The 13,190-nt window shown below is 28.6% G+C and carries 10 protein-coding genes and 1 pseudogene; 10 read left to right on the forward strand and 1 reads right to left on the reverse strand.

Annotation, left to right across the window (positions count from 1 at the left end):
• The first annotated feature begins 50 nt into the window (after nucleotides 1-50).
• The 3 genes from IPP08_01310 (at nucleotide 51) to dapB (ending at nucleotide 1,732) form a co-directional block, all read left to right on the forward strand.
• Complete coding sequence (locus IPP08_01310; protein QQS66841.1) at nucleotides 51-500, forward strand: hypothetical protein; 450 nt, start codon at nucleotides 51-53, stop codon at nucleotides 498-500.
• Complete coding sequence (locus IPP08_01315; GenBank protein ID QQS66842.1) at nucleotides 497-910, forward strand: acyl-CoA thioesterase; 414 nt, start codon at nucleotides 497-499, stop codon at nucleotides 908-910. Before IPP08_01310 ends, IPP08_01315 begins: the two co-directional genes overlap by 4 nt.
• A gap of 87 nt (nucleotides 911-997) precedes the next feature.
• Nucleotides 998-1,732, forward strand: coding sequence for a 4-hydroxy-tetrahydrodipicolinate reductase (gene dapB, locus IPP08_01320; GenBank protein QQS66843.1), 735 nt, complete (start codon nucleotides 998-1,000; stop codon nucleotides 1,730-1,732).
• A gap of 9 nt (nucleotides 1,733-1,741) precedes the next feature.
• Here the strand turns inward: dapB and IPP08_01325 are convergent, their stop codons facing one another.
• Nucleotides 1,742-3,382: a DUF814 domain-containing protein gene (locus IPP08_01325; protein QQS66844.1), complete on the reverse strand. Its 1,641-nt coding sequence runs from the start codon at nucleotides 3,380-3,382 to the stop codon at nucleotides 1,742-1,744.
• 118 nt (nucleotides 3,383-3,500) lie between these two features.
• Between IPP08_01325 and IPP08_01330 the strand changes: the two genes are divergently transcribed.
• From IPP08_01330 to IPP08_01360, 7 genes and pseudogenes are all read left to right on the forward strand, one after another.
• A complete protein-coding gene (locus IPP08_01330) occupies nucleotides 3,501-4,370 on the forward strand; it encodes an SDR family oxidoreductase (GenBank protein ID QQS66845.1) in 870 nt (289 codons plus the stop codon).
• Nucleotides 4,371-4,372: 2 nt separating this feature from the next.
• Nucleotides 4,373-6,400 carry a dehydrogenase E1 component subunit alpha/beta gene (locus tag IPP08_01335; GenBank protein QQS66846.1) on the forward strand — a complete coding sequence of 676 codons (2,028 nt, stop codon included), beginning with the start codon at nucleotides 4,373-4,375 and terminating at the stop codon, nucleotides 6,398-6,400.
• Between the two features lie 343 nt (nucleotides 6,401-6,743).
• A pseudogene (locus IPP08_01340) lies at nucleotides 6,744-8,137 on the forward strand (cation-translocating P-type ATPase).
• A gap of 678 nt (nucleotides 8,138-8,815) precedes the next feature.
• The gene (locus tag IPP08_01345) at nucleotides 8,816-10,549 is read left to right on the forward strand and encodes a T9SS type A sorting domain-containing protein (GenBank protein QQS66847.1); all 1,734 of its coding nucleotides are present in this window, start codon (nucleotides 8,816-8,818) and stop codon (nucleotides 10,547-10,549) included.
• 106 nt (nucleotides 10,550-10,655) lie between these two features.
• Complete coding sequence (locus tag IPP08_01350) at nucleotides 10,656-10,988, forward strand: hypothetical protein (GenBank protein QQS66848.1); 333 nt, start codon at nucleotides 10,656-10,658, stop codon at nucleotides 10,986-10,988.
• An 18-nt stretch (nucleotides 10,989-11,006) separates the two neighbouring features.
• A complete protein-coding gene (locus IPP08_01355; GenBank protein QQS67805.1) occupies nucleotides 11,007-11,765 on the forward strand; it encodes an outer membrane beta-barrel protein in 759 nt (252 codons plus the stop codon).
• A gap of 34 nt (nucleotides 11,766-11,799) precedes the next feature.
• A complete protein-coding gene (locus IPP08_01360; GenBank protein ID QQS66849.1) occupies nucleotides 11,800-13,023 on the forward strand; it encodes an ammonium transporter in 1,224 nt (407 codons plus the stop codon).
• The last annotated feature ends 167 nt before the right edge of the window (nucleotides 13,024-13,190 follow it).

Here is a 13,190-nt window from a genome sequence, read left to right on the forward strand (position 1 = left end):
CATTTTACTTCATAATAATTTATATTGAACCAAAACCAATTTTTGAATATATGATTTCAGGAATTTCAGATTTAAAGTTAATAGAACATGAGCCAGCAAATGTAAGAATGAAAAAAGTTGCTACCATATTTATAAGTATTGTTAAGAAAGATTTTGATTTAACATTAGACATGACTTATAATAGTATCAATTTATTAGATGAGGTAATTTCAAATGAATGGGGTTATACAACAAAGCCAATACCAAATGAAGTTATCTTAGGCTTTGGAGCTTATTTAGGAGAGATTATAAAAAACCAATCTAAAGGCAGATGGGTTAGTGGTTTTTCAGATGAAAATCCTGCAACTATATTTTATCTTCCTAAAAATGAGCAATCCGATTCAATTAGTATATCACCATTTCTAATAATAAGAGATAAATTTAACAACCATTTGAAGTATTCAATTACTACAGCTTTTGATGTTGTTATGAAAATATTAGAAGAGAATAAACAAAGATGAGTAATTATGTTGCCACTGGTGAAACCACTCTAAGAGTTAGGTTTACTGAATGCGATTCTATGCAAGTTGTTCATCATTCCCAATATATAAGATACTTTGAAATAGGAAGAACCGAGATAATGAGAGCCAAAGGTCTGCCTTATTCTGTAATTGAAAAGGAAGGTTTTTTTATTATTGTACTTTCAGTTGAATGTAGTTATTTAAAGCCAGCAAGATATGATGATGTATTAACTTTAAAAGCTAAGCTGCGTAAATTAACAGGTGTTAGATTGTACTTTGATTATGAAATTTTAAATGAGAAGAATGAACTTCTTGTTACTGGTACTACTTGCCACGCTTTTGCTGATTCTTCAAATTTCAAACCAGTAAAGCCACCGAAAGATTTTATTGAAATTGTTTGTAGTAGTTAAAAATGCTATTTAAAACATTTAAAAAAAATTGGATTCAAAACGTTAGGTAAATTTTAATATTATTTTTTATGATAAATTGTTTTAGATATGATTAATCAAAAAATAAAAATTGCTTTATTGGGTTACGGAGCTATGGGTCGTGAAATTGAAAAAATTTCTGAAGCTAATGGTGCTGTAATTACAGACATTTTCGATATTGATTCTCCCATTTCTGAAACTGGAAATTATAACTTTGATGTTGCAATTGACTTCACACATCCAGGTGCAGTATTAGAAAATATTCAAAAGCTAACTAAGTTAAATAAACCTATGGTTATTGGAACTACTGGTTGGTACGAAAATTTGAGTGAAGTTGAGAAATTAATACAAGAAAAAAATGGTAAGTTGATTTATGCAAGTAATTTTTCAGTTGGTGTGCAGTTATTATTTAAAATTATCAGAAATGCTTCAGCTTTGTTTAATAATCAAGAGATGTATGATATTGCAATAAATGAAATTCATCATGTAAGAAAAGTTGATTCTCCAAGTGGAACTGCAATCTCTTTAGCAAATATAGTACTCGATGAAGTAAATAGAAAAAGTGAAACATTGTACGAAACATCACATCAAAAAATTGACAGCAATCAGCTTCATGTAACTAGCAGCAGATTAGGGGATACTCCTGGCACTCATACTGTTTCTTATGATTGTTCAGCTGATACTATTGAAATTACTCATAGAGCAAGAAATAGATCTGGTTTTGCTATAGGTTCTATTATTGCTTCTAAATGGATATTGAATCAAGGAAAGAGTGGAGTTTATTTATTTGATGATATCCTTTAGTAATTTTATTTATGGTAGTTTTGGCTCAACTAATAATACTTCTTCCTTATCTATAATAACAGATCCAATTGCTGAACCTTTTGGTTTTCGAACATATTTTTTTAAAGTATATGCAACTGAAACCATTTTTGAATTTTTTGCTCCAGAAAAATAAGCAGCTATACTTGCTGCAGTTTTAATTAATTCTTTAGTAGGTTTCTCTTTTAAATTATCCCATTTTAATATTACATGCGAACCAGAACTCCCCCTTGCATGAAACCAATAATCATTTTGTCTTGCAAATTTTGTAGTTAATTCATCGTTATTTGTAGCGTTTTTTCCAGCGTAAATTTCGTACTTTTCATTTACAATAAATTTCCTAAATCTTTCTGGAGCACCTGCAATATGAGCCTCTCCAACTGGACGAAATGATTTTGAATTATCTTTTTTTATAGACTCCAATTCTTTTATTGTTTTACTATTTTTAACTTTAAACTCTAATCTCATTAATATATCTCTTCGTTTTTTTGTACTCACTAAATCAAGTTCATTTTTTACAATTGCCAATTTTGAATTTTTAGATTTCCTAAAGTAACGTTCTGCATTTTCAACAGCAGTTAAATTCTCATCTAAAAATATCTCAAATTGTTGATCATAAAAATTTGTAACTTCAATTTTTTTCGCCCCTTTTTCTATCCTAAATATATTTGCTATTATTAACTTCCCAATTTCATCTGATTCAAAAGCTTTCTTTTCGAGTTCTTCTATTTTAATTTTTTTCTTTAGTGTTGCTTGTAATTTTTCAATATCATCAGTTACTTTATTAAGCATCTGTTTCCTTAATAATTCAAACGATGAGTTTACTCCTGTAATAGCTCTATAAGTCCGTATTGCTTTATTTAAGTTATCAAAACTTTCAACTTTCACAGATTTTTCTTCTAACGAAAGAAACTTTGTTGGTACAAAAATCACTTCATTTTGAGTATAATAAATATAAAACAAATTACTTAATTCACATTCAGAATAAACAATATCTATGTGGTTCAATAATAAATCTAGTACAGATTTATCGATATTTTTTAAAATAAAATTTGGGTCTAAATTAGATCTAAATAGCGACTCAAGTGCTATTCTACGCCCTATTTGTGGCATTAATTGAACAATTGTTTTTAAAGCATTTTCATCACTCAATAAAATATTCTTGTATAGATTTGAAAATGAAGTTACTTCTTCTTGTAGCTCTCCAAACAAAATATCATCAAAATTATTATCAAATTTTTGGAAAGATTCTTGAATTAAATTATTGTTTGTGAAAATAACATTTCCATTGCCTGAACCAAAGAATATTATTGAAATACATTTATTGTTTGACAACATTAAATTTACAACTCTTTCTGAATGATGTATATTTATATCTACAATTTTTTCACCTAAAGCATCATTGAAAAAATCAATAGTATTTTTTTTTGCCCGATTGAATTCATTAAGAATTATAGTATATCCAATTTGCAAGTCAATTGAAGTTTCAACAAAAATTGATTCAATCCCTTTAAGAAATCGCATTACAATTCTGTTCTTATCTTGGGAAAAACATTCTGCTAAAGTAGTATTAACAATAACTTTTCTTAATAGTTCAATCTCTTTTTCTAAAAGAATTCTGTGCCTAATCACAATAGTATAAAAATAATAATTATAAAATAATTTGCAAATTTAATCAATCATAAATTGTTGAAAATTTTTACTTGTTTGTTTGATGTTAATTTTGCAAATCAAAAATAAATCAATACAAATGGAAATTAATTCTGAAACAGTAATTGTGATTACTGGTGCAAGCTCTGGAATTGGGAGAGCTATTGCGTTGGCTTTAGCAAATTATAAAGCTAAAATTGTAATTCTAGCTAGAAGAAAAAATTTGATAGATGAGTTATCAAAAGAAATTAGAATTAAAGGAGCTGAAGTTTATGGGATTGAATGTGACGTAACATTAAAAAATGAAACAGAATCAACAATAGATAAAATCATTGAAAAGTATGGTAAAATAGATGTATTAATAAACAATGCTGGTAGAGGTCATTTTGGATATATTGAAGACACAACAGAAGAGCAAATTGATAATATATTTAAAGTTAATGTCTTTTCACTTTGGTATACAACAGCAAAAACTCTTCAATACATGAGACCTAATAACTCAGGGCATATAATTAATATTTCATCTATTGCAGGTAAAATTGGTTTTCCATCAAATGCAGCTTATGTATCTGCTAAGCACGCAGTTGTAGGCTTTAACAGAGCGCTAAGGTGTGAGTTAGTTGGTACAAATATTAATGCAACAGTTGTAATGCCAGCTGGAGTACTAACTGATTGGGCTGTAAATACCGAAGGTGGAAGTATGATTGAATTATTTGAATATGAATCTAAAAGAGGGTCAGAAATTGCGAAAGCTGAAGGAATTATTCAACCTAAAATTCCTTTGTTAAGACCTGAAGAAATAGCAAGTAAAATAATTGAATGTATAAAAAACCCAACTCCAGAACTGTATACACACGAAGGAACCCAACAATTAGCTATAAATTATGAACAAGATATTGTATCTGTTGAAAAAACATTAATTCCTTCTTGGATTGCAAATAGAGAAGGTTATTTGAAAATTAAATCATAAAAATGTATTTTACAAACGAAAAGCAATTAAAACTGTATAAATCACTTTTATTGCCAAGATTGATTGAAGAAAAAATGATGATTCTTCTTCGACAAGGGAAAATTAGTAAATGGTTTTCTGGAATTGGACAAGAAGCAATTTCAGTTGGAGCAACAGAGGCTTTGCAAAAAACAGATTTCATTTTACCACTACATAGGAACCTTGGAGTTTTTACTTCTAGGGGAGTTCCTCTTGATAAGCTTTTCCTTCAATGGCAAGGTAAAAAAGAAGGCTTTACAAAAGGGAGAGATAGATCATTTCATTTTGGATCGTTGGAACATAGAATAATTGGCATGATCTCACATCTTGGAGCAATGCTTGGTGTTGCAGATGGGCTAGCCTTAGCGAGTAATCTTTTAAAAGAAAAAAATAATAAATTATCTGATTTAGAGTTAGATGGATTACTTAAGAATGAAGGAAATTCAATTTCACTTGTATTTAGTGGTGATGGAGGTGCAAGTGAAGGTGATTTTCATGAAGCAATTAACACAGCTGCAGTTTGGGATTTACCAGTGATTTTTTTAATTGAAAATAATGGCTATGGATTATCAACTCCTTCAAGTGAACAGTTTAGATGCAAACAATTTATTGACAAAGCAATTGGTTATGGTATTGAAGGTGTTCAAGTTGATGGTAATAATATCTTAGAGGTTTATTCTACAGTTTCAAAAATTGCATCAAAAATGCGAGTTAATAGAAAACCTGTAATTCTAGAAGCAGTGACTTTTAGAATGAGAGGTCATGAAGAAGCTTCAGGTAATAAATATGTTCCTCGTGAGTTGATTATAGAATGGGAAAAAAAAGATCCAATTAAAAATTTTGAAAATAAATTATTTTATTCTGGAATTCTAAATGAATCATCAAAAATTCAAATAAGAAATAATATTAAAAGTAAGATTGATGAAGCAGTATATATTATGCTTACAGATTTACCATTTATTTCCAACGAACAAGAAGAAATTAATGATGTTTATTCTGTGAAAAAAAGAAAATTCTCAATACCCAAAAATGATAATTTAATTGAAAATGAAATTAGATTTGTTGATGCAATTTCTGAAGGATTAACAGAATCTTTAAATCAAAATGAGAAATTAATTGTGATGGGGCAAGACATAGCGGAATATGGTGGAGCATTTAAAGTTACAGATGGATTATTGAATACTTTTGGAAAAGCAAGGATTAGAAATACTCCTCTTTGTGAATCAGCTATAATTGGAGCTGGTCTTGGTCTTGCTTTAAGAGGATTTAATTCTGTAATTGAGATGCAATTCGCAGATTTTGTTTCATGTGGATTTAACCAGATTGTTAATAACCTTGCTAAAACCCATTACAGATGGGGTGAGTCGGTTAATGTTACTTTAAGAATGCCTACAGGTGCTGGAGTTGGAGCAGGACCATTCCACTCTCAAAGCAATGAAGCTTGGTTTACTCATGTTGCTGGATTAAAAGTTGTTTACCCATCTACTCCATACAATGCTAAAGGTTTGTTGATAAGCTCTATTGAAGACCCTAATCCAGTCTTGTATTTTGAACATAAGCATTTGTATAGGCTCATTAAAGGGATTGTGCCAAATGGATATTATACTATTCCAATTGGAGAAGCTAGAGTTGTTCAAAATGGAAATGATGCCACAATTGTTACTTATGGTTGGGGAGTTCATTGGGCAATAGAAGTGGCAAACCAACTTAAAGATATTTACAGTATTGAGGTGATTGATTTGCAAACTTTATTACCTTTAGACAAACAGACAATTTATGATTCAATAAGAAAAACTTCCAAATGTTTAGTACTTCATGAAGATACTTTAACTGGTGGTTATGGAGGAGAAATTTCTGCTTTGATAAGTGAATTCTGCTTTAATTTTCTTGATGCACCCGTAATGAGACTATGTTCTATGGATACTCCTGTTCCATTTAACCCAATTTTGGAAGCTGATTATTTACCTTGTTCAAAACTTAAGAAAAAGATTTTGGAGTTATTGGAATGGTAAAATCAATTGGGGTTTTTATTATAATATTAGAAAATTTAATTTTAAGTGATTCACAAATATTTAAAATTAATTTTTAGGAATAATAGATTAGATTTATAACAATTAATAAAAGATTCTAAAATAATTGTAACTTTTAGCTAAATAATATGAGACTTATTATTGAATTTCCATTTAGAATTTTGTATTATAATATTTTGTTTAAGTACTAATTTTAAGTTATAACTAAAGTAATAAAAATAATATTTTGACGTTAAATTTCAATTGAATTTAGATTCAACAATTATAATTTAACTGGTTTGAAATTTCTAATTAGTTGAATAGCAGTAAAATTATATTTGATCCTATGGAAATTGCTTTACATAATGCTTATCAAGAGAATGTTGAAATTGATTTAAGGCACAGTTATAATCTTATACATGAATATCCATTAGGTGGAAAGCCACCAATGATGACTCATATTTTTAGAGATAATATAATAAATACGATAATAGCAGCAAAAGGTTCACCTGAAGCAATTATAAATGTCTCAAACTTTTCTGTTTTTGAAAAAGAACAGATTAATATAATTTTAAAGACTTTAACAAAAGATGGGCATAGAGTTTTAGGAGTTGCATAATCTTTTTTTATTGGAGATAATTCCCCTAAGAATCAACAAGATTTATCATTTATATTTAAAGGAATTGTTGCATTTTATGACCCACCTAAAAAGAATATAAGCATGGTTTGAGACCATTTTTATCAAGCAGGAATTAAAGTAAAAATAATAACTGGTGATAATTATGAAACTACAAAAGCTATTGCCCAAGAGATTAACTTTATTGGTTATGACGATAGTATTTCCGGTGAAGAATTAATGAAGTTGAATGAATATGATTTGAGAAAATGTGTATTGGAAACTAATATTTTTACTAGAATGTTCCCAGATGCAAAACTTAAGATCATCAATTCTTTGAAATTTCAAAACCAAATTGATGCTATGACTGGTGATTGAGTGAATGATGGTCCTGCTTTAAAAGCTGCTCACAAATAGGTATTGCAATGGGTAAAAAAGGTACAGAGATACCCAAACAAGCAGCTTCTTTGATTTTATTGGAAGATGATTTATCTAAAATGTTAGACTCTATAGCAATAGGAAGGCGAATTTATACAAATCTAAAAAAGGCTATTCATTATATTATTTCTATACATATTCCTATTGTACTTACAGTTATTATTCCATTAGCTTTAAATTGGAAATACCCAAATATTTTATCTCCAATTCATATAATATTCCTAGAATTAATAATGGGTCCTACTTGTTTCATAATTTTTGAAAATGAACCAATTGAAAAAACCACAATGCTCTTACCTCCTCGACAGTTAACTAACTCTTTGTTTAATAAAATGGAAATATTTACAAGCATAATACAAGGTTTAGTTATAACAATTGGAATCCTATTAGTTTACCAATATTCAATTTACAAAGCTTTTGATGAAGCTTATATTCGTACAATGATTTTCATAGTTATTATTACTTCAAATGTGTTTTTAACTTTAGTAAATCGCTCAAATTATTATTCAATACTAACAACTTTGTTCTATAAAAATAACATGATTCCTTTTATCATTAGTTTAAGTGTTTTTATAACTGGACTATTAATTTACATACCTACTTTAACCACTTTTTTTGAATTCAAATCACTTGAAATAGAGCATTTATTAATTAGTATTGTAATAGGTTTTATTTCAGTTATTTGATTTGAATTTGAAAAATGGTTATTAGATATAAAAATTAAAATAATTAGATTTTTAATTATTAATAAGTCTTGTAAATTTTAAACATTTAGGAATTTATAGTTAATTTTTGAAGTAAAAGCAAAATTTAAATTCTCTAATTATATTGAAAATACAAACAACTAATTACAATGCTTCATTTATTGAAATATCTGAAGATTGTCCAGCTATAAGTGGTGAAATATCACCATAAAAAGTTAAAATAAAGAGTACTGCAAATTTGCAATTTGATCTTATTAACTATAGCCGTTATGAGTTTACTTCCGATGATGTTTTGTTTCAAGTTTTTTCTATCAAAAATGAAATAAATAAAAGTGATTTAAAGAAAGCTAGACTTGAATTTTTTCAAAAGGTCAGCCTTGCTTAAGAACTTCACCTTTAACTAAAAAATATGGTTGGGGGATTCATTTTGATAAAAATTCTAAAATTGCAATTTATGGATGCGAGACTTTAGAATACAAAATTCTTTCGTTAGATGATTCATTAAAACATTTTAAAGCTATGAAATCAAAAAAAGTATTTATTTATAATTTTACAAATAGAGTTATGTGAAATTAAGAATGTATGTTTTAAATTTACTTAATTGTCACTATTCATTCTTAACTTTCTGATTACCATTAACATCATTTAATTATTTTAAAAATGTGTAAATTCATTTCAATTTCGATAATTCTTTTCTTGTATTATTCCAACATATTTGCAAGTAATTATTTTGTTTCAGCTGATGCAACAGGTGCTGGAAATGGTAGCATTAGTAATCCATGGAAACTTCAACAAGCTTTAAATTCTCCGCTTTCTATTACTAACCCTGTGGATACTGTATGGGTTTGGTTAAAAGGTGGAACTTACACCGACACTTTAGATGCTCAAAATTCATTTACTTGTTTAACAAATGGAAAAGTTAATGCCCCAATTATTTTTAGAAATTTAAACAATGAAAGAGTTACTATAGATGGGCAGTTAAGTTATACCATGTCTTTTGTGTTAGGTAATTGCAGTTATACTTGGATTTGGGGATTAGAATTCACTAATTCAAGCACAGCAGACCGAGATCATCCAACTATTGATAGGCTTGGAAATGTTTATTGTACTGCTGAAAATATAAAATTTATAAACTTGATTGTACATGATATGGGTAGTGGATTAGATTTATGGAAAACTTCTAAGAACTCTGAAAGTTATGGAAATATAATTTACAATATTGGTAATAATCTTGCAAATGGTGTTAATTGGGAGGGTCATGGACATGGGATGTATTTACAAAATGATACTATGGGTACTAAATACATTCACAATAACATTGTTTTTAATACATTTGGATATGGAATAAAAGTTTGGCAAACAACTACAACTGCAGCAATAGGTAATTTTGATATACAAAAAAATATAGTATTTAATGGTGGAACAACATCTGAAAATATGGGTGGTGTTGGTAATAATTATAGAACACATAATTTTTTTGTAGTTGCCAATGGTGCCAATAATCCAATTATAAATACAGTTATTAAGAATAATTATACTTATTCGGGAAATAATTCACCTAGACCACCAGTGAATGCTTTTGGTCTAAATTTTGGAGTTAAAAATTTTGTTCTAGATAGTAATTACTTCACTTGTCAAACTAGATTGGGTTACAACAATACTTCATTATTTGATGCATCAGTAAAAGGTAATAATTTCATTGCAGGTATTTTGCCAAGTTATGGATATTATTTGTGGGGCTTTGCTGAGACTGATTACCCTCAAAACAAATTTTTATCAACTCAACCATCAATTGGTTTAGAGTATTTTATTCTACCAAACAAATATGATTTAAAACGTTCTCATCTAGTAATCTATAATTGGGAAAGTGCTAATATTGTTCAAATTAATATTAAAAATTCTGGACTTAAAGCTGGAGATAAATATGAGCTAATTAATACAATGGATTACTTTAATGATGTTATTTCTGGTATAGTACCAAATGATGGAATTATAAATGTACCAATGACTGGGCATACTTTTTCTGCAGTTATTGGATCCAAGAAACCGTCTACATCACAATTTCCAATATTTGGTGCATTTGTTATTCGTAAAACACAAGTTGCAAGTACAATTAATGAAAATGAAAACGAAACAAAAAACGAAATAATTATTTCACCAAATCCATCATACAATATATTTAATTTGAAATTTTTATTAAAAAATTCATGCAATTACGATATGATAATCACTGATATGAATGGCAAGGAAACTACATTTCTAAAGGATAAATATTTAAGTAAAGGTAATAATGAGGTTCAAATTAGTATGAAAGATTATCAAGATGGAGTTTACTTTATAAATATTTGTGGTAAATTTAATTCTATAAAAAGTAAGCTAATATTTAAAAAATAAAAATCAAATTCAAATTCTAAACAAATTATTTCTCTATCATTTCACATTCTGAATATTTTATTAATTAAGTAAATTTTATTTGTTGTATTTTAAATCAAAAATTTTCATGATAAATAAGTTGAAATTAGTTAAAGTATTTATAGGTATAGTTTTTTTACTATTTATTGTAAATAATAATTGTTTATCGCAAACATCCGATTCAACTGTAAAGTTAACTTATAATGGATATATAGATGCTTATTATGCTTTCTTTTCTGATAGTGTTGGAGCAGGGAATTTCCAGAAATTCCCATTAATTTCATCTAGAAATGGTTTTGGTTTGAATATTGTTATGTTTTCAATACAACTTGAAGCAGAAAAAATAAGAGGTGCTGCATCAATCCATTATGGTGATATTGCAACAAGCGCATGGCCAAGTACATTCAACCCAATCATGTAGGCTCATGTTGGTGTTCGAATCTTCCCTAAATTATGGTTAGATGCTGGATTTTTCAAGGCACATTTAGGTACAGAAAGTATCCTTCCAAAAGAGAATTTTACCATCTCATCTGCAGTTGGTTCATTTTATGAGGCTTCAATTGAAAGTGGTTTCCGATTGAACTATAATCCAATACAAGAATTATCAATTAATTTTTATTTATTAAATGGTTATAATTTGTTTATTGATAACAATACTAAAAAGTCATTTGGATCTTTGGTGACATATAATTTTAATGACAATAGCATCATTAGTTACAGTAATTATATTGGAGATGATACTCCATCATCAGGTGATAGTATAAGTCATTTATTATTGCAACAGAATTTATACTTTAATTCACAAGTAGGAAATTTAAAATATCAAATTGGTTTTGATTATGCAATTAAGCAGAATTCAGATGTTTCTAACTTAAAGCAATCTGCAAGTATGATAAGTGGAATATTAGGTTTGAAATATATATTTAATGATAATTATTCTTTATATGGTCGTGGTGAATATTTTGAAGATCCAAATGGAATTTTGTCTGGAGTAATTATTGATAGTAAAAATAAATCTACTGGGTTTAAGCTTTTTGGATTAACTGCAGGAGTTGAATACAAGCCAACTGATAATTCTTATTTAAGAATAGAGGGTAGGCAGTTAATAATGGATAGTGATCAAAAAATTTTTAGAGTTAAAAATCCTCTTACAAATAGTCGTTTTGAAGTATTGAGTAATCTTGGAATCTCTTTCTAAAATAATAATCATTAATTAACCAACACAAAAAAACATGTTCGATACTGGAACTACCGGATTTATGTTATTAGCTACAAGTCTTGTAATGCTTATGACTCCAGGCTTAGCTTTCTTTTATGGAGGTCTCTCTGGCAAAAGAAACATATTGGGTATAATGATGCAGTGTTTTGTTTCAATGGGAATAACAACAATAATGTGGTATGCCTGTGGATATTCATTATGTTTTAGTGGTGATGCATTAGGAGGAGTTATAGGGAATTTAGATAAAGCATTTATGATGGGAGTAAATTTAAATTCAACTTTTTCGGGTAATACAAAGCTCCCTGAATTTGTTTTTATGGCATACCAAATGATGTTCGCAATAATTACCCCTGCTTTAATTACAGGTGCATTTGTTAATAGAGTTACATTCAAATCATATATCGTATTCTTAGTTCTTTGGCAATTGCTTGTTTATTATCCTTTTGCTCATATGGTTTGGGGGGGTGGATTATTGCAGCAATGGGGAGTTCTTGATTTTGCTGGTGGGATAGTGGTTCATGCTACAGCTGGTTTTGCTGCTTTGGCTTCAGTTATTTATGTTGGAAAAAGAAGGAATAAAGAATCTCCTCCAAATAGTATTCCGTTGATTGCAATAGGTACTGGCTTGTTATGGTTTGGTTGGTATGGGTTTAACGCTGGGAGTGCATTAGATGTAAATGCTGTTACTGGGTTAGCTTTTTTGAATACAGATATTGCTGCTTCATTTGCTGCAATCACATGGCTTATTATAGAATGGAAAGTTCAAAAAAAACCAAAGTTTGTAGGTCTGTTAACTGGCGCTGTTGCTGGATTAGCAACTATAACTCCAGCAGCAGGCTTTGTATCGCTAAATGGTGCAGTTCTAATAGGTATTTTATCAGGTATTGTATGTTATCTTGCAGTCCATTTAAAGAATAAAATGGGATGGGATGATGCTCTTGATGTTTGGGGTGTTCATGGTGTGGGTGGATGTTTGGGAACAATTTTGCTAGGAGTTTTAGCTTCTAAAGGTGTAAATGTTTCTGGCGCAGATGGTTTAATAAATGGTGGAACAACATTCTTTTTACATCAAGTAATTGCTGTTGTTGGTGCTTGTATTTATGCATTTGTTTTTACTTATGTTATGTTGAAATTAATTAACATTTTTATTCCAGTTAAAGTATCTCATGAAGCAGAGGATGAAGGCTTAGATACATCACTACATGGTGAAATTGCTTATGATTCAGGAGCTTTATAAAATTTATTGGATAACAAAAAGGAGTATTTATATAGTACTCCTTTTAATATTCTTATTCTAATATTTTGGCTCAACAAATTAGTTAATTAAATAAAATTATAAAATCAAGTTTGAATGTAAAAATTATTGGAATCATATCTATAGAATTTGTTGTTACTAATTAAAAT

This window comes from Chlorobiota bacterium, assembly GCA_016700335.1.
Classification (GTDB): Bacteria; Bacteroidota; Ignavibacteria; order OLB7; family OLB7.

Bases quoted from the DNA above. Each gene is read 5' to 3' on its own strand.
- IPP08_01310 (QQS66841.1), top strand. From the start codon at position 51: ATGATTTCAGGAATTTCAGATTTAAAGTTAATAGAACATGAGCCAGCA.
- IPP08_01315 (QQS66842.1), top strand. From the start codon at position 497: ATGAGTAATTATGTTGCCACTGGTGAAACCACTCTAAGAGTTAGGTTT.
- dapB (QQS66843.1), top strand. From the start codon at position 998: ATGATTAATCAAAAAATAAAAATTGCTTTATTGGGTTACGGAGCTATG.
- IPP08_01330 (QQS66845.1), top strand. From the start codon at position 3,501: ATGGAAATTAATTCTGAAACAGTAATTGTGATTACTGGTGCAAGCTCT.
- IPP08_01335 (QQS66846.1), top strand. From the start codon at position 4,373: ATGTATTTTACAAACGAAAAGCAATTAAAACTGTATAAATCACTTTTA.
- IPP08_01345 (QQS66847.1), top strand. From the start codon at position 8,816: ATGTGTAAATTCATTTCAATTTCGATAATTCTTTTCTTGTATTATTCC.
- IPP08_01350 (QQS66848.1), top strand. From the start codon at position 10,656: ATGATAAATAAGTTGAAATTAGTTAAAGTATTTATAGGTATAGTTTTT.
- IPP08_01360 (QQS66849.1), top strand. From the start codon at position 11,800: ATGTTCGATACTGGAACTACCGGATTTATGTTATTAGCTACAAGTCTT.